This is a genomic window from Methylobacterium mesophilicum SR1.6/6 (assembly GCF_000364445.2).
In the GTDB taxonomy this organism is placed as follows: Bacteria; Pseudomonadota; Alphaproteobacteria; order Rhizobiales; family Beijerinckiaceae; genus Methylobacterium; species Methylobacterium mesophilicum_A.
This window is the reverse complement of sequence record NZ_CP043538.1, coordinates 1,202,530-1,221,868: the sequence shown is the minus strand read 5'-3', so window position 1 is coordinate 1,221,868 and position 19,339 is coordinate 1,202,530. Positions and strand designations below refer to the sequence as shown.

22 protein-coding genes and 1 tRNA gene are annotated in these 19,339 nt (G+C 68.1%); 9 read left to right on the top strand and 14 right to left on the bottom strand.

The window, feature by feature from the left end; translation table 11 throughout:
- Position 1 precedes the first annotated feature (1 nt).
- Positions 2-304, bottom strand: coding sequence for a hypothetical protein (locus MMSR116_RS32475; protein ID WP_010685277.1), 303 nt, complete (start codon positions 302-304; stop codon positions 2-4).
- A gap of 1,328 nt (positions 305-1,632) precedes the next feature.
- Here MMSR116_RS32475 and MMSR116_RS31295 point away from each other — a divergent pair.
- Entirely contained in the window at positions 1,633-1,809 is a 177-nt protein-coding gene (locus MMSR116_RS31295; RefSeq protein ID WP_010685275.1) for a hypothetical protein, read from the top strand.
- 183 nt (positions 1,810-1,992) lie between these two features.
- Here the strand turns inward: MMSR116_RS31295 and MMSR116_RS05560 are convergent, their stop codons facing one another.
- A complete protein-coding gene (locus tag MMSR116_RS05560; RefSeq protein WP_039893881.1) occupies positions 1,993-2,217 on the bottom strand; it encodes a hypothetical protein in 225 nt (74 codons plus the stop codon).
- Positions 2,218-2,395: 178 nt separating this feature from the next.
- On the opposite strand from MMSR116_RS05560, the gene MMSR116_RS05555 reads away from it, so the two are divergent.
- Positions 2,396-2,791 carry a response regulator gene (locus MMSR116_RS05555; RefSeq protein WP_010685273.1) on the top strand — a complete coding sequence of 132 codons (396 nt, stop codon included), beginning with the start codon at positions 2,396-2,398 and terminating at the stop codon, positions 2,789-2,791.
- A gap of 291 nt (positions 2,792-3,082) precedes the next feature.
- Here the strand turns inward: MMSR116_RS05555 and MMSR116_RS31290 are convergent, their stop codons facing one another.
- From MMSR116_RS31290 to MMSR116_RS05540, 4 genes are all read right to left on the bottom strand, one after another.
- Positions 3,083-3,226 (bottom strand): hypothetical protein, encoded by a 144-nt coding sequence (locus MMSR116_RS31290; RefSeq protein WP_010685272.1) that lies wholly within the window; start codon positions 3,224-3,226, stop codon positions 3,083-3,085.
- Positions 3,227-4,305: 1,079 nt separating this feature from the next.
- A complete protein-coding gene (locus tag MMSR116_RS31730; RefSeq protein ID WP_244625604.1) occupies positions 4,306-4,728 on the bottom strand; it encodes a hypothetical protein in 423 nt (140 codons plus the stop codon).
- Positions 4,729-4,738: 10 nt separating this feature from the next.
- Positions 4,739-5,041: a hypothetical protein gene (locus MMSR116_RS05545; protein ID WP_010685270.1), complete on the bottom strand. Its 303-nt coding sequence runs from the start codon at positions 5,039-5,041 to the stop codon at positions 4,739-4,741.
- A 53-nt stretch (positions 5,042-5,094) separates the two neighbouring features.
- Positions 5,095-5,274, bottom strand: a complete 180-nt coding sequence (locus tag MMSR116_RS05540; RefSeq protein WP_010685269.1) for a hypothetical protein — start codon at positions 5,272-5,274, stop codon at positions 5,095-5,097.
- A 278-nt stretch (positions 5,275-5,552) separates the two neighbouring features.
- Here MMSR116_RS05540 and MMSR116_RS05535 point away from each other — a divergent pair, with 278 nt between their 5' ends.
- Entirely contained in the window at positions 5,553-6,095 is a 543-nt protein-coding gene (locus tag MMSR116_RS05535) for a hypothetical protein (RefSeq protein ID WP_010685268.1), read from the top strand.
- An 81-nt stretch (positions 6,096-6,176) separates the two neighbouring features.
- On the opposite strand, the gene MMSR116_RS05530 is transcribed toward MMSR116_RS05535, so the two are convergent.
- From MMSR116_RS05530 to MMSR116_RS05505, 6 genes are all read right to left on the bottom strand, one after another.
- Positions 6,177-6,455 (bottom strand): hypothetical protein, encoded by a 279-nt coding sequence (locus MMSR116_RS05530; RefSeq protein WP_010685267.1) that lies wholly within the window; start codon positions 6,453-6,455, stop codon positions 6,177-6,179.
- A gap of 17 nt (positions 6,456-6,472) precedes the next feature.
- Positions 6,473-6,730 (bottom strand): hypothetical protein, encoded by a 258-nt coding sequence (locus MMSR116_RS05525; protein WP_010685266.1) that lies wholly within the window; start codon positions 6,728-6,730, stop codon positions 6,473-6,475.
- A gap of 2,335 nt (positions 6,731-9,065) precedes the next feature.
- Complete coding sequence (locus MMSR116_RS05520) at positions 9,066-9,422, bottom strand: hypothetical protein (RefSeq protein ID WP_010685262.1); 357 nt, start codon at positions 9,420-9,422, stop codon at positions 9,066-9,068.
- A gap of 448 nt (positions 9,423-9,870) precedes the next feature.
- Positions 9,871-10,530 (bottom strand): carboxymuconolactone decarboxylase family protein, encoded by a 660-nt coding sequence (locus MMSR116_RS05515; RefSeq protein WP_010685261.1) that lies wholly within the window; start codon positions 10,528-10,530, stop codon positions 9,871-9,873.
- Between the two features lie 179 nt (positions 10,531-10,709).
- Positions 10,710-11,096 (bottom strand): hypothetical protein, encoded by a 387-nt coding sequence (locus MMSR116_RS05510; RefSeq protein ID WP_010685260.1) that lies wholly within the window; start codon positions 11,094-11,096, stop codon positions 10,710-10,712.
- 307 nt (positions 11,097-11,403) lie between these two features.
- Positions 11,404-11,480: transfer RNA gene (locus MMSR116_RS05505), tRNA-Arg, on the bottom strand.
- 195 nt (positions 11,481-11,675) lie between these two features.
- Between MMSR116_RS05505 and MMSR116_RS05500 the strand changes: the two genes are divergently transcribed.
- A complete protein-coding gene (locus MMSR116_RS05500; protein WP_039893879.1) occupies positions 11,676-13,841 on the top strand; it encodes an FUSC family protein in 2,166 nt (721 codons plus the stop codon).
- 203 nt (positions 13,842-14,044) lie between these two features.
- On the opposite strand, the gene MMSR116_RS05495 is transcribed toward MMSR116_RS05500, so the two are convergent.
- Positions 14,045-14,272 carry a hypothetical protein gene (locus MMSR116_RS05495; protein WP_039893878.1) on the bottom strand — a complete coding sequence of 76 codons (228 nt, stop codon included), beginning with the start codon at positions 14,270-14,272 and terminating at the stop codon, positions 14,045-14,047.
- Between the two features lie 306 nt (positions 14,273-14,578).
- Here MMSR116_RS05495 and pth point away from each other — a divergent pair, with 306 nt between their 5' ends.
- The 5 genes from pth to MMSR116_RS05470 are packed head-to-tail and all read left to right on the top strand — an operon-like array spanning position 14,579 to position 18,039.
- Positions 14,579-15,187: an aminoacyl-tRNA hydrolase gene (pth, locus tag MMSR116_RS05490; RefSeq protein ID WP_039893877.1), complete on the top strand. Its 609-nt coding sequence runs from the start codon at positions 14,579-14,581 to the stop codon at positions 15,185-15,187.
- A 44-nt stretch (positions 15,188-15,231) separates the two neighbouring features.
- Positions 15,232-15,459: a hypothetical protein gene (locus tag MMSR116_RS05485; protein WP_051072245.1), complete on the top strand. Its 228-nt coding sequence runs from the start codon at positions 15,232-15,234 to the stop codon at positions 15,457-15,459.
- A complete protein-coding gene (locus MMSR116_RS05480; RefSeq protein ID WP_039893875.1) occupies positions 15,455-15,898 on the top strand; it encodes a PIN domain-containing protein in 444 nt (147 codons plus the stop codon). Before MMSR116_RS05485 ends, MMSR116_RS05480 begins: the two co-directional genes overlap by 5 nt.
- A 15-nt stretch (positions 15,899-15,913) precedes the next feature.
- Positions 15,914-17,011 (top strand): redox-regulated ATPase YchF, encoded by a 1,098-nt coding sequence (gene ychF, locus MMSR116_RS05475; RefSeq protein ID WP_010685255.1) that lies wholly within the window; start codon positions 15,914-15,916, stop codon positions 17,009-17,011.
- Positions 17,012-17,049: 38 nt separating this feature from the next.
- Positions 17,050-18,039, top strand: a complete 990-nt coding sequence (locus tag MMSR116_RS05470; protein ID WP_010685254.1) for a MaoC family dehydratase — start codon at positions 17,050-17,052, stop codon at positions 18,037-18,039.
- A gap of 42 nt (positions 18,040-18,081) precedes the next feature.
- On the opposite strand, the gene mtnA is transcribed toward MMSR116_RS05470, so the two are convergent.
- The gene (mtnA, locus tag MMSR116_RS05465; RefSeq protein ID WP_010685253.1) at positions 18,082-19,191 is read right to left on the bottom strand and encodes an S-methyl-5-thioribose-1-phosphate isomerase; all 1,110 of its coding nucleotides are present in this window, start codon (positions 19,189-19,191) and stop codon (positions 18,082-18,084) included.
- Between the last annotated feature and the right edge of the window lie 148 nt (positions 19,192-19,339).

Here is a 19,339-nt window from a genome sequence, read left to right as displayed (position 1 = left end):
CTTATCTGCCGCTCGGGGCCGCACCGCTGCCCGTGGCACCGTTGCCCGACCCGCTTCCGGCGGCTGCGCCGGGCGTGCTGACGGGCGGACCACCGCTTGTGCCGGGACCCGTTCCCGTGCCGACCGTACCCGTGCTCATCGCATTTCCGCTGCCCTGCATCGACTTCTCGGAGTTGCTCTTCACCGAGCCGGGGCTATTCATGTTGCCCTCGGCGCTACCGCCGCCAGCAGCAGTCTGCGCCATCGCGGCGCCCGAGATCGCGAGCGTGAGAGCAGCCGCTACGGTTAATGACTTCATTGACATGGTGTTTCCTCCGACAGATCGGATTGATCGGTCATGGGTTGAACCAGATCGCACGCAATATTGTTCAGGCCCCCGTGAAGATTAAAGTTTGAGACCCTGTCGTCGTCGCAATCGCAGCGGTGGGATCAGCGCACCTGGGCAGACCACGAGGCTGAGCAGGGCAAGCGGGACGATGGGGCGGCCTTTCCAGCAGGCGATGATGACGGGCAGAAGGCTCGGATCGCCGCGGCCAGGAAGGCCCGGAGCCCAAGGCCGGACAGGGCCATCTGCCGCTCGTGGCAGCCTCAGGCCGCTCCGCTGTCTTCACACCCGGTGGCAGAGCGCCGCCACCGTGCCGATCCGGCCCGCGCACTGCGTTTCCACCCGATCGACCGGTCGCAGCCTTCGGCCCTGATCCGGTTCGGCTGGGCCAGAGACTACTGTGAGGGGTTCGGGCGGCCGCACGGCTCCAGGGGCAGAGGCGCCGACAAAAAAGGCCACTCCCGAAGGAGCGGCCCGAAGTCTTGGGAGGAAACGCCCTTGGGAGGGCTGCAGAACCACGACGCCATCGTGATCCCACGGGAGTGACTTGGACACCTGCAACGCCGTGAACAACCGCCCGCAGGTTGTGGAGCGTGCATAAGTAGGGTTGTGTTCTTCATCAGGTGCGCTTCCACACCATAGCGCGACGCGAGATCGCCCGCCGAGCCCAGGCTGACGCTCGAAATTTCACAGCGCGTCCCAGGGCATCGCAACCCGCCGGTGTCGCGACCCGGCCACCGATTGCTGTTGGCGCGCATGCAGCGCCCATGATTGCAAAGGCCGCTTGAAATTCCACCCGCAGGGTCCGGAGAGCGGAACGGACGGCTCGCTTCACCGGTGCTGGCACACCCGGCGCACCGGCCTCTGTGCGGAGTTCCGAAGCGCATGAAGGACCGCCTCGTGGCGTGGGTCACCGGGCAGGCCATGATCGGCTGTCAGGGGCATCAGCACCTTGCGGCCCAGCGGCTCCTCGAGCAGCGCCCACGTCTGAACGCTCTGAGGCAATACGGTGCCCTATATCGGCGGATCGTTTTATTGACAGCTACGTACAGATACCCAATTGATGCACATAGAGCCCAGCGAGTACTGATTAATAGCTGTCTTGACCCCCCTTGAGACGGCCCGGCGAGGCGGGAGGGGGAGCTTTGCTCGCCTGCCTCGCCGCAAACCGTTCAGGCGGCCCAGGGAGGATAGCCCACCAGGGCTGCCGCGCGGGCCGCACCTGCGGCACACGCGACAGCCGCGCTTTGGTCAGGAACAGCCCCACGCCGCCGCGCTTATCTTGGCGTAAACCATAGGAGGGGGCGATGAAGGTGTTTCAGGTCCGGCAAGGTGCCACAGGCACGATCCTCTGGACCGGCACGGCCACTGACCCGATCGCGGCCCTCGACGCCATGGCCCACGAGGCCGGCTACTACGACCATGCGGACATCCCGGACCACCTGCGAGCCGGTGGGCTCCACGCGGAGGAGGTCCAGGTTTAGCGGGTTGGCTGGTCCCATCGTCGGGCATGGATTCCGGACGCTGCCCGCACCGTAGGACGTGGCGGCACCGTCTGCCCGCCGAAGCCACGCGGCATCGGCAAGCCGGCCAAGCCTGCGCCGGGGTGCCTGGGATGTCCTGGCACCGCCGTTTTGCCAGGAGGCCGAGCAGGCGCGTGGCCCCGCCTACGCCGCCCTCACCACGGCCGTGGCCTCACAGGCGCGCAGACGAGCCTGTACGTCCTGCAGTGCAGGCGCCTGGTGTTCACCGGCGCGCGTCAATGCCGACAGGGCAGTAGAGGCCGCCGACAGGGCATCGTACGTCGCGCGATCCATCCCGCCCCCCTGCAGGGCCCGCTCGGCGACTTGCCGGACGAGCAGCCTGACGTCGGCCTCAATGTTCTCGACCATCGGGATCCCCTTAGCAGCACGCGCGGCACAATCGCCGGTTGCTATGTAGGGCGTGCGACGCAATGGTTAAGCCATCTCTGGACAGCGGACACGAGCAAAGACGTGCGCCCTCCCCACCCGGACGAGACGCAATCGGTACCAGCTGCGTTGAGGCGTCGCCGACTCTGTGGAGACCCTGATGGCTGACACCTTTGCGCCGCGGCTCGCCGTACTGATCGTCGAGGACGACCCGGTGCAGTTGATGGAAGCGGCGGCGGCCCTGCGCGATGCCGGGTACGAGGTGGCTGAGGCCTCGACCATCGAGGCGGCCCAGGCTCATCTGACGGCCCGGCCCGAGCTCGCGGCCATGGTCGCGGACGTGGATCTCCCCGGCGAGCCTCTCAGCGGATTTCTGCTGGCCAAGGCCGTTGCAGCGCGCTGGCCCGAACTCGCCATCCTGATCGTGTCGGGTGTGGCGTGGCCGGGCGTGGATCAGATGCCGATGGGCGCGCGGTTTCTGCGCAAGCCTTTCACGTCCGAGGGGTTGGCCGACGCCCTACGCGCAGTGCTGGTGGCGCGAGGGATCGGCCTGTGACCCGCCCCCCGCGCCAACCGCGGGTCAGTCTGTCAGCGCGGCCATGAGCGAGAACGATCCGGCGAGCACGAACGTACCCGCCACGAGGGACGAGATCAGCAGCATGTGAAGACCTTACTTGGGATGCCGATACGGCTGTGCTTTCCCAACGCCCAAGGTCGAGCTCGGTTGCGGCCGGCCCGGCCCCGCCGCCCGATCTGATCATGGGTCGGCGCGGGAGGTCGTCCTTCCCAGCGGCGGCGAGCTTGACCGCTCCGCGGCGCGGCTCGCCTCCGTCAATCGGCAGCTGGGTCAGGCGGCCGTCGCCCGTGCGGGCTTACGGGTGTGCCGAAACAGGCCGCGCAGGAGCCGGAAAGGCAGGCGGATCAGCCTGTAGATCGCGTGAGCGGTCATGACGGCCAGAACGGCGAGCAGCGCTAGGGCGGTGTTCAACACGGTGGGGTGCTCCCGGCGGCATGAACGCAGCGGGCCGCTTCCGCTCTTGCTTGCAGGTGGCGCGCCGATCGCGGCGGGACTGTGATGGGAGCCGTGCTGCCGCCTGTGACCCATGCGCACCGCCGTCGGCGATCCGCCAAACCAGCCGGTCGCTCCGAGCGGGCCATCTGACGCGGCACCGGTCGGCCTCCCGGCGGTACTACCGAAGGGCGAGCGTCCAACGAACCCGTTTGCCGGAATGATACGCCCGACCGAAGTGCCGCGTGCCCGGGCCCGGGGCATCCAGAGGGGCGTTCCGCATGACGGACGCCCGGGCTGGCCGCCATGCATGCCAGCCGATGGCGGCCAATGCGGTTGAACCCGTGATCGCCACGCAGGCGCACCCCCAGAAGGCCACATCCAGCACGTACAAGCCCAGGTCCTCCCCAAGGATATGATCGGTGCCAAGCCCGGCGCGCGCTCGATCGCGAGCCGGATGGTCGTATCAATGCAGGAGGAGCTGGAGGCCGGATCCGACAAAGACAACGAAGGTCATCGTTGCCATGAAACGAATATCTTCAAGCTTTTGAGACATGGCCGCATCCGATTTCCGATGCTTAATGATCCACTACTTACGTATCGGAAGATAGCCTCTTTCATATCGCGTTAACGGTTTTGCACGCCCTCCACACGCCGTGCTTAACAAATCGTTAAATCACCTTCGCGTTGATTAACAACGCACCCAAGTCAACTGCACCGCGCCAGACGACGGCAACATCCTGCAAAGGATCGACGTGGCGTTTTCGATGGGCGAACGGTCAGTCGGACGGGGCGTCGTCAGGCAAAGCCTGCAGCCTGTCATCGTCAGGGCATCCCGCGTCGGGTTCGTCATACCGTCCGGCCGCAGACCCGCGGCGCCTCGCTCGACCCGCGCCACGACCCCCGAGCATTCTCCCGGAGTCGCTTCGGTCGAGGTCGCCTGCTCGCCTCGGCGGCCTCTTGGACGACGTGTTCCTCGGCGTGTCACACGACCGCGCGCGCAGAAGTCCCGTGACGTCGTGCAGCGGAGCAGCGCAGAGATCCGGCGGGCGGATCGAGCGTCAGCTATTAAGCTCTCCGGCGGTCACGTCCACGATCTGGCCGCTGTCGTCGAGCACTTGGAAGGCCGTCTCGGTGGAGCGGAGCTGAAGCTCCAGCACCCGGGCGGTTCCCGCGTCCCAAGCCTTGCGCAAGCTATCGAAGGTGCCGTCCAGCTGTTCAGCCGGGGGCGGCTCGCCCTGGTTCAGAAACAGCATGCGGACGGTGTAGGCCATGCCCCACCATGCCACGGACATGGCATCCTTCAAAGGGCTGGCAGCACAAGGACCGCGGCCGCCAGAGGGAGCCTCGACCGACAGCCACCCTTTCAAGGACGGCGTGTTGCGGAATGGGCGGACGATGTCTTTGTTAATCGACGCCGGCTTCAGGCAAGACTTGCTTTCAATCGTCAATCTTCGGCCCGTCTGGTCGGCCGGCGCGGGCATTGTGTCGACGTCAGCGCTGCGTCGCTTCGATGTCGTCCTCGTAGATCGAGTCTGGCTGGCAGGCGTGCCACTCCTTCTTCTCGTCGGACTGGCCCTTGCGGCCCCAGCAGTAGCCGGCCTGAGCCAGACGGCCGCTGAGCCGATCGTGCAGCCGGCACTGCTCCTTGATGATCGCGGGATCTCCGGAGCCCTCGCAGGCCTGAACTGCCTTCGCTTCGGCGGCCAGCAGTTCGGGAATTGTGGGCAGGCGCTGTTGAGCCTGCGCCCCATCGGCAGCGACGGCGAGAGCGAGAGCGGCGAGGACGTGGCGCATGGTGGCAGGATAGACGCCGGGGCGCGACTGTCGAGGTATCTGCCCGAGTGGCCCTAACGTCCGCGCAGGAAGAAGAACCACAGCAGGAGGATGACCGGGATCGGCACCCCGATGAGCCACAGCAGGCTGCCTGTCAGCATGTTACCCTCTCTTCGATCTGCATGGGCAACCCCGCTGTCGGAAGGACCGTTCCGCGGCCGGGCCTTCGCGACGGCGAGCAACAGCGGTTTCACGGGTCGGTCCGCTCTCACCCTTGTGAGACGACTCGCGATCGGATTGGGCTACTATCCGAACGTCCTTCCCTCCTAGGCAGGACAGCCTTCAGCCCGCTCGGCACGCCGCCGCAGCGGGCTTTCTTGTGCACGCGATGGTGTCAGCTGGCCGTCAGCCGCGTTCGCCGCATTTCAAAAGAGATGGATTGTATTCGAGCCTGCAGTACAGATCGCCTTGCAGACTATTTCGACGCATGAAATATTCGAGTGCCGACTCACCGCCGATCGGGAGGAGATCAATGGACATTCGAAATTCACATCTTCTCGTCAGCGTATTGATGCTGTGTACAAGTTTTTCGAGCACACAGGCAGAAGATTTACCGCGATCAGGAGATTATAAAGTCATATATACTGGCGTAAACATGGCACCAATCAAGCCCATGCCCATCGGCGAAAACCGTTCGATCGCGATGAGCAACGTAACGATGACGGCCGTCAACACCGAGGGAAGCGGCTTCTTGAATAATCTGGCCGGCCGTTGCGTCGGAATGGCGACGTTGGATAACGAGGCCAAGACGGTGGAGAGCCATGGTCGTTGCGTCTATGCGGATGCGGGCGGCGACCAGATCTTCGAGAAGTACGATTACCCAGTGCAGGCTCAAGGTGCAGGCCTGCGCGGTACAGCCGAATGGACCGGCGGAACTGGAAAATTTGCGGGTATCTCCGGCGATGTTGAGCTGACCAACACCCGGCTTAGCCCAATGACGGACGGCATTGCCCAAGTTTCCGGCACAAAGACAGGCCGGTATTCTTTTAATAACGCAACATCTTCGCTGAAGTAGATCGACGGCCGGAGTTCAGGCTCCGCCCCCGGTGACGCTCCGCCTTCAGCGCGTCTTCCATGAGGAGGATGCACTGCGGGCTCACTCCCGCGGCGATGGCTCGGCTGCCGCAGCACCCGCCTCTGGCGCCGGCCCGGTGCTTAGCGTGCCGCTGGAGGCGAGCGCATCCGCCCACGCCCGTGCGATCACCCGCACCTGCGCGATAGCCTCCGCCTTGGAGAACCTTTCGGTGCTTGAGCGGCGCGGGCTGTCATCGGACCAGTAGACGTAGCCGGTGCGGCGACCGTTGGCGTCCTCGACGCACACGGTCTCTTCAAGGACGCAGATGCGGAGCGGAAGCTTGAGGCCGAGTGTGGGCATGCGGCCGATATAGGGCGCTACTGCCTGGGCGCAGGTGCAGGCGGCTGCGGCGATGCCCCGGGCTGGCCCGGCGCCTGGGGAATAGAGTTCGACGGCGGAGCTGGAGGCTGGTTCTGCCCCGGGCCAAGCGACCCTTGGTCGTTCTGCAGGGTCTGGTTCGCCTTGGTCTGGATCTGGTCAGCGGTTTGCTGGCTGATCAGGCCGTAGGAGACGGCCGCCGCGAGCGCGATGGCGACGACCGCACCGATGATCGTCTTGGTGAGCTTGGGCGGCATCCGAGCATCCTTCCAGGCGTGAGTGCACGGCCTTCAACGCCGATCCCGCTCCGATGGGCTCAAATCAGGGGACGGTCCGGCTACACGAAGCAGCGAACGCGGCCCCGCCATGCGCTTCAACCACTGCGGTGAGGGCCGCGCAGGCGTCCTGATCCGGGGCGAAAGTCTCATTTCCGACGCGGGGAGAGCCACTCGGAAGATCGACCCCGGCCACCGCCAGGGATCCTGCGGGCCGGCGTACCGGTAGATCTCGACATCCACCTCCCCGCCATCTCGGCGGAACGCGTCGGAGTGCGGCGCGTGCTCGAAGTCGCGGTCCTCACCGCCCAGGAAGCGGCTCGATGCGCTCTGTGGCCCTTGCCACGGCCTCACGCAGGACAGGGGACCAAGCGACACCGTTGTCGTGGAGGAACTGCGCGGCGCTGAGGAGAACCTTGCGCCTCTCAGGATAAGCCGATTGCTCCGCAGCGTCCGCCTGCAGACAGTGCTGTGCCAACTCCGTCGCCAGCCGGAGGATCTCGTGCAACTCCTCAGGCTGAGCGTCCGCGTCGGTCACTTCAGGGAGCCCTCCACCTCAAGGTGCTCGGCCGGGAGCCCAACGGGCGCCTGCCTGCCTCAGTCCGCGGACAGAGTGCCTTCATGAGCCGTCCGGATCAACGCTGGCAGACGATCCATCGCGGTGCGGCCGGCGCGCGGGCCGGGCACGCCGTGATGATATGGCCGCCCGGCCGACGGGGCGGTGTGCCGATCAGCGACCCAGCTGCCACCGGCAGTCCAAAAAAGCTCTACCTTGGCAGGAACGGAGTGGGGCGGGAGCCGTTCCTGCCGCGATGACCAACCATGTGGCTCTCGCGGGTTCAGTCCTGGCCGCTGTTGCGCTCTGGGTTGGTGTCTACGCCGCCTTGATGCCGAAGCACGCGCCCGCGTCCTCTGACGATGTGGCGGTGAGCGCACCCGAGAGCGTGACGATCGCAGATTTCGAGCTGGACGTTCCAGCGACGCGGCCTTGGGCCGACGTACCGCGAGACGCCCTGGCGTCGACCGGTGATCTGCCGGTGCGAGACCTGCGCCTCTCCACGGTGATACGGCCGGACTCGAGCCGGGCGCGAGATACTGATCGCTCGGGGAATGCCCTTCAGATCCGCGGGGCGGCGCGTCCGGACATCCTCAACAGGCAGCGCCTCATCCAGGAACGCGTCTCTGCGTCACGACGTGTTCACGCCCGGATGCGGTACAGGCGCAGGCCCGAGCCCATACAGTTCCGCTTGGCGACGCGCTCCTCGTCCTGAACCTCACTCAAACCCCCTATCGTCACGATGTTGAATGGAACGCTCTGGCCAGCCTAGCCGTAAGAGCCTGTCGGTCTGATCCGAGGCCGCTTGGTCCAATCGGGGGCATCAATGCGCGTTCTCGTGCGCACGATCATGGCAGCCAGCCTGATCATGGCAGACGCCGCTCAGGCCGCTTCTCTCACCGCAACGCAAGGCGGGCGGGAGATGGAAGGCCAAGCCACGAACTACGAGGCACGCCTCAAGAACATCCTAGACCGTGATGAGAGGAATTGGCGGCGGCTGTCCGCCTCCATCTGCAACGGTTGTGGTTCGCCGCCGCCGGCTTTGGAGATTGCCCACGCCACACCGTTGTACCTGCGGGCGCAGCGCGAGGCAGCCGCAGCAGCGCCGGCCCCAGTGACAACTGTCCGCACGCCCACCCCGCGGCCGGCTTCGGTCCAGAGCGCAGCGTTGCGGGAGTATGAAGGGGGGCTCGCGCGTGCGGTCCGGTCTAAGGCAAGTCACGCGCGCCGGACGGCTCAAGCGCGGCGACACGCTCGGTATGCGCGCGCGCGCATAATCCGGCATCAGCGGCGCCTGGCTTACCTCCGGGCTCAGAAGGAAAGGCAGGCCCTGATCGGCGTGAAAGCGCAGCAGACGGCTCATCGGACGAGGCTGGCGGGCCTGGCAGGAACGCCGGGCAGCGGAATGGGCTACCCCGGTGGGGATCGTCGTCCGACGCCGCTCCCGCCGCCACGACCGGACACAGTGTGCGCTGACGACCGTGGGCTCGCGACAGCGGGTTTTCGACCGTCTTCCGCTTGTGTCAGCCCCCGCTGAGCGAGGCCGCGATGGACGGGCGGGGAAGCCGCGGTAGCTCCGAACAGGGTCGGGCCTGTGCTGTCGGTCACTTCAAGCGCCAGTCCTCGTCCAGGGCGATGTGTGGAGCGTCGTCCTTCAGGACCTCGCCCACGAAGCCAGGACCTTGCTCATGAAGCGATGAGCCTCAACCCGAGCGGCTTCCCGGTCCGCCAGCTCCGGGCCGATCACATTCTGCCTGCGCCCTAATCCTTGAAGATCCGGACCTCGCCACTCGACAGTTCATCGCGCTGGTCGGCGCACCATTGCTGCTCACCGACCTCCTTCACCTCGGCATAGCGCCGCGCCAGTTCGTCCTTGAAGGCGGCGTTCGCCCGATCTTGGCCGAGTACCTTGGTCGCCACGTCGCGCGCGGTCTGGGAGATCCGCAGCGCGGTCGTGCCGTCGATCGCAAAGTGCTTACCGCAGAACGTGATGATGGCTGACTGCGCGCTGGATGCCCGGAGCAGGGCCAGGGCCTCCTCCTCCTGGGTCTGCGCGCGGATAGGTTGCGCCTGTACGCCAACGACAAGAGCCAGAACAACAGCTGCTCGGCAGCGCATAGCCGTGTCTCCTGCGGCCGTACCGCCTGCTTTGGTCAGCAGGGCAACGACGCGACAGATCGTAGGTTGCCCAAGCCCGGCTGCAAACCGGTGCTGGCGTCCTGCAAGCGCCCTGTGTGTCCCATGCGGTGTATCCGGTCTGGGCATGGCTGCGCGTGAGGGTGGGTTCGAGATCAGCCAAAGCGGAGATCCGCTGCGTTTGGCCGCGCGCGAGAGCGGACTCGTCGAGCGCGCTGTCGTCGCTGGGACGTGGCGAGGTGCCGGTGGCGACATGGACACTCCGGCTATCGCCGATGCGCCAGCGGTGGCGAGGACGAGTGGGCGGCGCCCGTAAGGAATGCGCGCCTCAGGCCTTCCGCGGATGAATTCGGTCGCCAGCTCGCCCGCATAGCGGCTTGGTTCGCCGGCAGACCGGTGAGCCGGGATGTAGAAGGCCGACCTGTTTTGCCTATCGATCACCCGGCTTGAACGGCGGCTCCTTGCCGGGCGGGACAGTCTCTTCAGCCATGCTCAGCAGCATGGCGACCGTCACGTAGGTTCCGGTGAGTGCGGTCAGGTCGACGACGCCCTGCTCACCGAGAACCTCCTTGGCACGGGCGAAGGTCTCGTCAGAGATCGCATGCTGCGTGGAGAGCTCCATGCAGAAATCGTACACCACGGCCTCGTCGGGCTTCATGCTCTCGGGGCGCTTGTTGGCCTTCAGGTCGGCTGCAACTTGTTCGGAGAGGCCGGCTTTGATCGCCAAAGGATAGTGGGCGTACCACTCGACCTGTGAGCGCCAGAGCCGTCCCTGGATCAGAATGGCGAATTCGTTCAGCCGTGTCGGCACAGAGGTGTGCCAGCGCAGGTAGTCGAGGAGGTCGTACATCCGCTGCGCCATCTCGGGGCTGCGGATCATCGGGTTGTAGGGGCCGCCGATCCCCACGCTGGAGATCTTCATGATCTTCTCGCCGAGCGGACGCTGAGCCGGCGTGAGCTGATCCATCGTCAGCTGAGGGAAGCGCGGTTCGCGGCCGAATGCGCCCGAGGATGTCTGGGCTGCGAACCACCCTCCGGTCGCCGCCATTATGGCGACAGCAGCGATGCCTTTGGCTTTGAGCAGGCTCATGGATCCCTCCCTGACACGGGCGCTCAGGCGCGCCTCTCTGTGGAGGGATAGTCCGCCATGCCTCCGCGGAGATCCAGTGCCTTGGCCGGGCTTGTGCCGTTCGAACCAACGACCACTCCCCTGAGGTCCTCAGCCCTTATCGTGCTGCTCTGTTGGCGACGAGGTCGGAGGCGAATCGGTCAGGCGACTGTCCCACCACAGACCCGCTCGACGGCATCACCGCTGTTTTCAGGCCGCGTGTTGAAGGCGATCGGCACCTTCGGCGCGGTCTCCCGGGCCACATTGATCAGGACCTCGAACACCGGCAGATGCCGCGGCCAGGAGCGGACGCCGTTGCCGATCACGAGGCAGTCGTAGGAGCCCGAGGTGAGCATCTGCTTCAGGATCGGGCCCGCCTGATCGTCCGGCCGGATGAAGCACTGCTCAGCCGTCCAGCCGCGGCTGCGCATATCCTCCAGCGCAACCTTGATCCCGTGATGGATCTTCTCGGCATCCAGCCCGGGTGGGAGGGCGGGGTCTGAAAAGTCGACCGCCTCCGGTTCATAGCCCACCATCAGAACGCGCATTGGATCCTCCGGCGCGAAGCACCGGACTGAGCCGGCAATCCCGCCAGCTAGCGGCCGGAAGAGCGCTCGCAAGTCTGAATGTCGAGGCGTGGAGACGCGCTGTCTCACCAAGTGCGAGCTTCGGATTGCGGCGTGCTGATACGTCTTCCGTGTTGCGTCCGTTTGGCACGGAGCACCCGCAAGCGCTCCGGCTCGCGTCGTAACCCGTTGGCAAACAACGATCCATGTCGCAGCGTGCTGCGCACCCGGTGGACGTTTCCGCGACAACGAGAAGCCCGCCAAGTCCTTGACTTGACGGGCTTGATTCTGGCGACCCCGGTAGGGCTCGAACCTACGACCTGCCGCTTAGAAGGCGGCTGCTCTATCCAGCTGAGCTACGGAGTCGGGAGGCCAGGCGGCCCCAGAAGCCACGGGCCGGCCCGAGGGTCAAGCGTCCGGGCCGAGCCTCCGCCGCGGCGGTCGCACCGGGACGTCCCACGGTCGCGCGGCCGCGCGATTGGGGTTGCGCGATCCGGCGGATCCGGTCAGGCCGCGTCACGGTTCACGCCAGGGCGCCGCGCCCGCATCTGGAGACCGAGGTTGCCCGCGCCGAGCCCCACGAAACCGCTGCCAGGCCGGATCCGGCGCCGGTTCGCTGCCGGACGGGGCAGCCTCAGCCGGCCGGGCGCAGATCTGCGGCGCCTTCCGACCGGCTTCGATCTCCGGAATGTCCGGCTCGTGGAAGGTGTGCGCGCCGCCTTCGCGTTCGGCGTCGTCATCCTGATCAACATCTGGGCGCAGTGGCCGCCCCTGCTCACCATGGCGCTCGCCGCCAACCTCGCCTGCTTCTGCGACAATGGCGGGCCGATGCGGACGCGGCTGCGCGTCCTCACCGCCTTCTCGGTCCTGGGCGGCCTGCTCTGGGCCGGCCTCGGCCTGATCAAGCCCCTGGGCCTGCCCGTGGTCGTCCCGGTGGCCTGCGGGCTGATCTTCGCCTGCGCCTACGCCCGGGTCTGGAGCGTGCAGGCGCAGGCCGCCGGCAACGTGCTGGTGGTCGTGTTGTGCATCGCCCTCGACCGGCCGCTGACCCTGGCGCAGGCCGCCACCACCGTCGCGATGTTCGCGGCGGGCGGGCTCTGGGCGACGTTCCTGGCCCTGGTCATCTGGCGGTTGCATCCCTACCGGCCTGCCCACCGGGCGGTGGCCGAGGTCTGGCGCGGCCTCGCGCGGCTCTGCGGCGACCTCGAGCGGCTCGTCGCCCTGCCGGAGCCCGACGCGGAAGCCTTCGACGGGCACGCCCGCGACCACCGGCGGGGCGTGCGGACCAGCATCGAGACCGCGCGGACCATGATCCTCGACCTCGCCCGCTCCCGGGAGCGCGTCTCGGACCGCACCGGCCAGGCCCTCCTGCGCCTGGAGAGCGCCGAGCAGATCTTCTCCGCCCTGATCGCGGTCGGCGAACTGATCGACAGCCGGCCGGGGCCGGAGCGCCGGGCGCTGGCCAAGCTGTTCCTGCGGCGCCTGCGGCCGCTCCTGGTGACCATCGCCCGGGCGATCCGCGACGATGCCAACCTCGATCTGGGCCGGCTCGAACATTCCATCGCCCGGGCCGCGGAGGGCCTGTCGGCGGATCCGACCCTGGCGCATCTCGCGGACCGGATCGTCGGGCGCGTGCGGATCGGCGCCAAGCTCTCGACCCCGGAGGGCTACCGGCCCGGCGGCACGCTCACCGAGGGCGGCCGCCTCGACCGCTGGACGCGCTATGTCGGGCCGCTGCGGCAGAACTTCACCCTCGCCTCGCCGAACCTGCGGCACGCCCTGCGGGCGAGCGCGGTGGCGGCGCCGGCGCTGGCCGCCACCCTGACCTACGCGGGCGCCTTCACGCACTGGCTGGTGATGACGGTGGTGCTGACCATGCAGCCCTTCTACGCGGCGACGTGGCAGCGGGCCCTGGAGCGGATCGGCGGCACGGTGCTGGGCGGCCTCGTGGGTGCGGTGCTGGCCTACTACGCCACCACCCCGCTCAGCGAGGCCGGGCTGATCCTCGTGCTCAGCATCGTGGGCTTCGCGGCGCGCCAGATCTCCTACGGCTTCTTCGTCGCCTGCCTGACGCCCCTCGTGGTGCTGCTGGTGGAGCTGCTGGAGCCCGGCCACAGCTCCTGGGAGATCGTCGCCATGCGGGCCGGATTCACGGTGCTGGGCGGGCTGATCGCGGTTGCGAGCTGCCTCGTGCTCTGGCCGATCTGGGAGCCCGATCAGGTCCGCCAGGAGTTGCGCCGGGCGCTCACGGCCCATGCGGGCTTCGCCGAGGCCGTCCTGCGCCTGGGCCCCGGAGCGGAGCGGGAGGCCGCGATCCTGGCCACGACCCGCGCGGCCGGCCTCGCCCTCAACGATCTGGAGGCGGCGCTGTCCCGCGCCCTGCAGCAGCCCCGGGCCGGGCACCATCCGGAGGTGGAAGCCGCCCTCGTGGCCGACGCGACCCTGCGCCGGATCAGCGCCCGGCTCACCGTCCTGCGGCACGCGCCGGAGGCCGCCGATCCGGAGGCGGAGACGTGGCGCGACTGGATCACCGCGACGCTGGCGGCCCTCGGTGCGGACCGGCCGCTCCCGGAGCGGCCCGGGCTCGACCGGAGGCAATCCTTTATCCGGCTGATCAGCCAGGTCGATCTTCTCGTCGGGACCCTGCGGCCCGCGGAGATCCGCCGAGGGACCGCGGCGGACGGGCGGGATCGGATCCGGGACAGTGCGGCCTCCGGGGTATCGTGACGAAGGCCCACGTCCGAAGGGGCTGCCGCCCCCGGACGGCTCGTCGCGTCAGACGATGATTTTGGCACCGCCGGCCCTGCGAGCGGAGCGAAGCGATCCCGCTGGCGCCGCCGTCATCGAGGCCGCGCTGCTCTGGGTCACCTCGCTCCACTCGTGATGACGGTCGGGGACGCCTCAACCGAAGCGTCCGACCGGCAACCGTCTCAGAACCGCGGCAGGGCGTTGGCCGGGCCGCCGGCATGCGAACCGGCGTAGCGGTAGGCGGGCGGCCGGGCGTAGGCGGCGGGAGCGCGCGCGACCGGGGCGTTGCCGACCCAACCGGAATAGGCCGCGGCCGGGTAGGGCGAATGCCTGGAATCCAGGCCCTGCGCGAGGGCCGGGGTGGCGACCGCGGCGGCGAGGGCGGCGGCAGCGAGCAGGCGGGTTCTCATGATGATCTCCGAACGTCTTCGCATGACTTCATCGGGAAGCCATCCGGTCAGCCGTGTCGGGTGAAGAAGATCGTCGGTTCGGCGGTCTCGATCACGCGGGCTTTGCTTGGCCGAATGTGACCTCTCAACGGCAATACTCTGCCTCCGGTTCGCGCGTCGCCGTGTGCTGGCGCACGGCGGGATACGGCTCGGCAGCGAGATCAGGCGCCTCGGTCCGATCGAACGGAACTTGGAGGGGACTTGGACGGGGGTGCGTCCCGCGCCGAAGCGTGCCACAGACCGCGGCCGGACAAGGGATGCACCACCATGCGGCTGATCGTCGGCCTCGGCAATCCGGGCGCGCGCTACGCGGGCAACCGGCACAATATCGGCTTCCTGGCCGTCGACGCGATCGCCCGCCAGCACCGGGCGAGCCCGTTCCGCCACCGCTTCCAGGGCGAGGCCGCCGAGGTCGTGCTCGGCACAGAGCGGGCGATCCTGCTGAAGCCCACGACCTTCATGAACGAGTCGGGCCGCGCGGTCGCGGAGGCGCAGCGCTTCTACAAGATCCCCCTCGCCGACGTGATCGTGCTCCACGACGAGCTCGACCTCGCCCCCGCCAAGCTGCGGGTGAAGGTCGGCGGCGGCAATGCCGGCCATAACGGCCTGCGCTCGATCACCGCGCAATGCGGCAACGACTATCGCCGGGTCCGGCTCGGCATCGGCCATCCCGGCGACAAGGCGCTGGTGCACTCTTACGTGCTCAACGATTTCGGCAAGGCCGAGCAGCCCTGGGTCGAGGATCTCGCCCAAGCGATCGCCGACCACGCCGCCCTGCTGGCCTCGGGCGAGGACGCGAGCTTCCAGAACAAGGTCCACCTCGCCATGGCGGGCCTCGGCTGGGACGACGTGAAGACGCTCGGCGCCAGAAATTGACACGAAAACACGAGGACACGATATGGTTCAGCTGTGAGGCTGCCATGAAGAACGTCACCGTGACGATGAGCGAGGCCCTGCTGCAGCGGGCGCGCGTGGCGGCCGCACGCGACGGCAAGAGCCTGTCGCGCTTCATCGCCGAAGCCGTCGAGCAGCGCGTCGGCCGGCCGCTGACGCAGCGTGAGGCGCTCGACCGCTTTCTGGCCGGTCCCCTCATGCATCTGACGGACGAGAACGGCAAAGCACCCTCGCGCGAAGAACTTCACGATTGAGCCGATCTTCATCGATACGAATGTGTTGGTTTACGCACGCGACAATCGAAACGCCGACAAGCGCGAACGCGCACGGGCGTGGCTGGCTGCCATCACCGATTCGGGCTGCGCCCGCACGAATCTTCAGGTTCTCAACGAGCTGACGCGCTGGATCCTCAAGAACGAGCCGGGGCGCTCGCTGGGCGACATCCAGACTGAGGTTGAGACGATCAGGGCCTGGGGAGCGCGCCCGATCGATCAAGATGACACCGAACTGGCGTGGCTCGTTCGCAAGAATCTCGGCTATCAGTGGTGCGACTGCCTCCTAGTGGCTGCGGCCCAGCTCGCTGGATGCCGCTACTTCCTGACCGAGGACATGGCACATGGCGCCGTGTTCGACGGCCTCACCCTCATCAACCCTTTCCGCACGTCGCCCGATGACGTGCTGCGGCGGACCTGATCACGGAACGGACCTATGGGCTTCAAATGCGGCATCGTCGGCCTGCCGAACGTCGGCAAGTCGACCCTCTTCAACGCGCTGACGCAGACGGCGGCGGCCCAGGCGGCCAATTACCCGTTCTGCACCATCGAGCCGAATGTCGGCGAGGTGGCGGTGCCGGACCCGCGGCTGACCGATCTCGCCCGGATCGCGTCGTCGAAGGAGATCATCCCGACGCGGCTGACCTTCGTGGACATCGCCGGGCTGGTGCGGGGCGCCTCCAAGGGCGAGGGGCTGGGCAACCAGTTCCTGGCCAACATCCGCGAGGTCGACGCCATCGCCCACGTGGTCCGCTGCTTCACGGACGGCGACGTCACCCACGTGGAGGGCAAGGTCGATCCGGCCGCCGACATCGAGACGATCGAGACCGAGCTGATGCTCGCCGACCTCGACAGCCTGGAGCGCCGCGCCCAGTCGCTGGAGAAGAAGGCCAAGGGCACCGACAAGGAGGCCAAGGAGACCCTCGACCTCGTCAACCGGGCGCTCCCGCTGCTGCGCGACGGCAAGCCCGCCCGCCTCGTGGAGCGTAAGCCCGACGAGGAGAAGCTGTTCCAGTCGCTCGGCCTGATGACCGCCAAGCCCGTCCTCTATGTCTGCAACGTCGACGAGGGCGACGCCGACAAGGGCAACGCCTACTCCGACGCGGTCTTCGCCCGCGCCAAGGCGGAGGGCGCCGTGGCGGTGGTGGTCTCGGCCAAGATCGAGAGCGAGATCGCCGTGATGGCGGAGGCCGACCAGGCCGAGTTCCTGGAGGCGGTGGGGCTTGCCGAGCCCGGCCTCAACCGGGTGATCCGCGCCGGCTACGACCTCTTGGGCCTCGTCACCTACTTCACGGTCGGCCCCAAGGAGGCTCGCGCCTGGACGATCACCCGGGGCACCCGCGCGCCGGGCGCGGCCGGGGTGATCCACTCGGATTTCGAGAAGGGCTTCATCCGGGCCGAGACGATCGCGTTCAAGGACTACACGGCGCTGAACGGCGAGTCCGGCGCCCGGGACGCCGGCAAGCTGCGGCTGGAGGGCAAGGAGTACGTGGTGCAGGACGGCGACGTGCTGCACTTCCGCTTCGCCAACTGATCCTCCCTGGAAGAGCCCGCCCTCTGGAAGAGCCTGCCATGCCGGACCCCGCCCTCGAAGACTTCTCCGTCGGCGACGTGATCGTCGGCGCGCCGCTGACGGTCACCCGCGACGCCATCGTGGGCTTCGCGCGAGACTTCGACTTCCAGCCCTTCCACCTCGACGAGGCGGCGGCGGAGACGACCTTCGTGGGCCGGCTGATCGGCTCGGGGTGGCACACGGCCGCGCTCGGCATGCGGTTGCTCCAGCAGGGCCCGTTCAAGGGCGGCTCGTCGCTGGGCGCGCCGGGGATCGACGAGCTGCGCTGGCTCGCGCCGGTGCTGCCAGGCGACGCCCTGACGCTGACCTTCCGGGTCGCCGGGATCCGCGACTCGGCCTCGAAGCCCGGGCTCGGCTTCGTCACCGCCGAGGTCGCCCTCGGCAACCAGCGGGCGGAGACGGTGCTGACCCAGCGCTTCACCTTCATGCTGGCCCGGCGCGGCACCGATCCCCTGCCCCCGCGCCCCGTGGCGATCGGCGAGCCGGCCCCCGTCGCCGAGCCCGAGGATGCCGAGATCCTGCCGTTCCTGCGCGATGCCGAGATCGGCGCCGTGCGGGAGCTCGGCGCCTACCCGTTCAGCGCCGAGGCGATCGTGGCCTTCGCGCGGGCCTACGACCCGCAGGCCTTCCACCTCGACCACGACGCGGCCAAGCGCAGCCATTTCGGTGGCCTGTGCGCCTCCGGCTGGCACACCACCGCCGCCTACATGAACCGCATGCTCACGACCCGTGCCCGCGACGCCGCCTACACGGCGCGCCGGGGTCCGGTCCCCGCGGCCGGCCCCTCCCCCGGGTTCAAGAACCTGCGCTGGCTGAAGCCCGTCTACGCGGGCGACACGGTGCGGTTCAGCGCCAAGCTCACCGACAAGCGGGCCTCGGCCTCGCGGCCCGGCTGGGGTCTGGCGTTCGCCCGCAACACCGGGGTGAACCAGCGGGGCGAGCCGGTCTTCGCCTTCGACAGCGCCGTGTTCCATCAGTGGGCGCCGTGAGCCGACCGGCCCCGTCAGTTCTGGCCCTCGCGGGCCCAATCCTCACGCCGCCTGCCGGCGCTCCGGGTACAGCCCGTACAGCCCCTCGCGGCTCGCCGCGCAGACGCCGCGCTCGGTGATGATCCCGGTCACGAGGCGCGCCGGCGTCACGTCGAAGGCGGGGTTCGCCACCGGGCTGCCCGGCGAAACCACCTCGATCGTGGCGAAGCCGCCGTCGGCCAGACGTCCGGTCATGTGGGTGACCTCGCGCCCGTCGCGCTCCTCGATCGGGATTTCCTTCACCCCGTCGTCGAGCGTCCAGTCGATCGTCGAGAACGGCAGCGCCGCGTAGAACGGAACGCCGGTGTCGTGGGCGGCCAGCGCCTTCAGGTAGGTGCCGATCTTGTTGCAGACGTCTCCGCTCGCCGTCGTCCGATCCGAGCCGACGATGCAGAGATCGACCTGGCCGTGCTGCATCAGGTGGCCGCCGGCATTGTCGGCGATCACCGTGTGGGGCACGCCGTGGCCGTTCAGCTCGAAGGCGGTGAGCGCAGCGCCCTGGCTGCGCGGCCGGGTCTCGTCGACCAGCACGTGCACCGGCACGCCCCGTTCGTGGGCCGCGTAGATCGGCGCGAGCGCCGTGCCCCAATCCACCGTGGCGAGCCAGCCGGCGTTGCAATGGGTCAGCACGGTGATGGGCCTGCCCATCGAACTACCCTTGGCCGCGTGCAGGTCGGCGATGATCTGGCCGCCATGGGCGCCGATGGAGCGGCAGCTCGCCACGTCCTCCTCGGCGATGCGGCCCGCCTCCGCGAAGGCGCGGGTGAAGCGCTCGTCCGGCGCGACCTGCCGCAGGTTGGCGGAGACCCGGTCGAGCGCCCAGCGCAGGTTGATCGCCGTGGGCCGCGTCGCGGCGAGCGTCGCCACCGCCCGGTCGATCCCGTCCGTGGAGGCATCCGCCCGCATGGCCAGCGCCAGCCCGTAGGCCGCGGTGACCCCGATCAACGGCGCGCCGCGCACGATCATGGTGCGGATCGCCACGGCGGCGTCCTCCAGGGTGGCCAGCCGCTTCAGCACGAAGGCGAAGGGCAGGCGCGTCTGGTCGATCACCTGGACGCTGACGCCGTCCGGGTCCGGGAAGATCGTGCGGTAGGGCTGGCCGTCGATGTTCATGACCGGTCCTGTGCCACAGAGGGGCGGCTTTTGCACCCACCGGAACGGGGGCGACGGCTCAGGAACGACGGCTTGGAGATGCGCGGCTTGGGGATGTGCGGCCCGGAGCCGGTCAGCCTTCCTCAACCTTAGCGGCTCGTTAAGGGGG

Excerpts from the sequence above, each read along its gene's own strand:
- MMSR116_RS05535 (WP_010685268.1), top strand. The coding sequence starts at position 5,553 with ATGGACATTCGAAATTCACATCTTCTCGTCAGCGTATTGATGCTGTGT.
- MMSR116_RS05530 (WP_010685267.1), bottom strand. The coding sequence starts at position 6,455 with ATGCCCACACTCGGCCTCAAGCTTCCGCTCCGCATCTGCGTCCTTGAA.
- MMSR116_RS05525 (WP_010685266.1), bottom strand. The coding sequence starts at position 6,730 with ATGCCGCCCAAGCTCACCAAGACGATCATCGGTGCGGTCGTCGCCATC.
- mtnA (WP_010685253.1), bottom strand. The coding sequence starts at position 19,191 with ATGAACATCGACGGCCAGCCCTACCGCACGATCTTCCCGGACCCGGAC.
- MMSR116_RS05485 (WP_051072245.1), top strand. The coding sequence starts at position 15,232 with ATGAAGAACGTCACCGTGACGATGAGCGAGGCCCTGCTGCAGCGGGCG.
- MMSR116_RS05495 (WP_039893878.1), bottom strand. The coding sequence starts at position 14,272 with ATGAGAACCCGCCTGCTCGCTGCCGCCGCCCTCGCCGCCGCGGTCGCC.
- MMSR116_RS31730 (WP_244625604.1), bottom strand. The coding sequence starts at position 4,728 with ATGCCCGCGCCGGCCGACCAGACGGGCCGAAGATTGACGATTGAAAGC.
- MMSR116_RS05555 (WP_010685273.1), top strand. The coding sequence starts at position 2,396 with ATGGCTGACACCTTTGCGCCGCGGCTCGCCGTACTGATCGTCGAGGAC.
- ychF (WP_010685255.1), top strand. The coding sequence starts at position 15,914 with ATGGGCTTCAAATGCGGCATCGTCGGCCTGCCGAACGTCGGCAAGTCG.
- pth (WP_039893877.1), top strand. The coding sequence starts at position 14,579 with ATGCGGCTGATCGTCGGCCTCGGCAATCCGGGCGCGCGCTACGCGGGC.
- MMSR116_RS05520 (WP_010685262.1), bottom strand. The coding sequence starts at position 9,422 with ATGCGCTGCCGAGCAGCTGTTGTTCTGGCTCTTGTCGTTGGCGTACAG.
- MMSR116_RS32475 (WP_010685277.1), bottom strand. The coding sequence starts at position 304 with ATGTCAATGAAGTCATTAACCGTAGCGGCTGCTCTCACGCTCGCGATC.
- MMSR116_RS05510 (WP_010685260.1), bottom strand. The coding sequence starts at position 11,096 with ATGCGCGTTCTGATGGTGGGCTATGAACCGGAGGCGGTCGACTTTTCA.
- MMSR116_RS05470 (WP_010685254.1), top strand. The coding sequence starts at position 17,050 with ATGCCGGACCCCGCCCTCGAAGACTTCTCCGTCGGCGACGTGATCGTC.
- MMSR116_RS31295 (WP_010685275.1), top strand. The coding sequence starts at position 1,633 with ATGAAGGTGTTTCAGGTCCGGCAAGGTGCCACAGGCACGATCCTCTGG.
- MMSR116_RS05515 (WP_010685261.1), bottom strand. The coding sequence starts at position 10,530 with ATGAGCCTGCTCAAAGCCAAAGGCATCGCTGCTGTCGCCATAATGGCG.
- MMSR116_RS05545 (WP_010685270.1), bottom strand. The coding sequence starts at position 5,041 with ATGCGCCACGTCCTCGCCGCTCTCGCTCTCGCCGTCGCTGCCGATGGG.
- MMSR116_RS05560 (WP_039893881.1), bottom strand. The coding sequence starts at position 2,217 with ATGGTCGAGAACATTGAGGCCGACGTCAGGCTGCTCGTCCGGCAAGTC.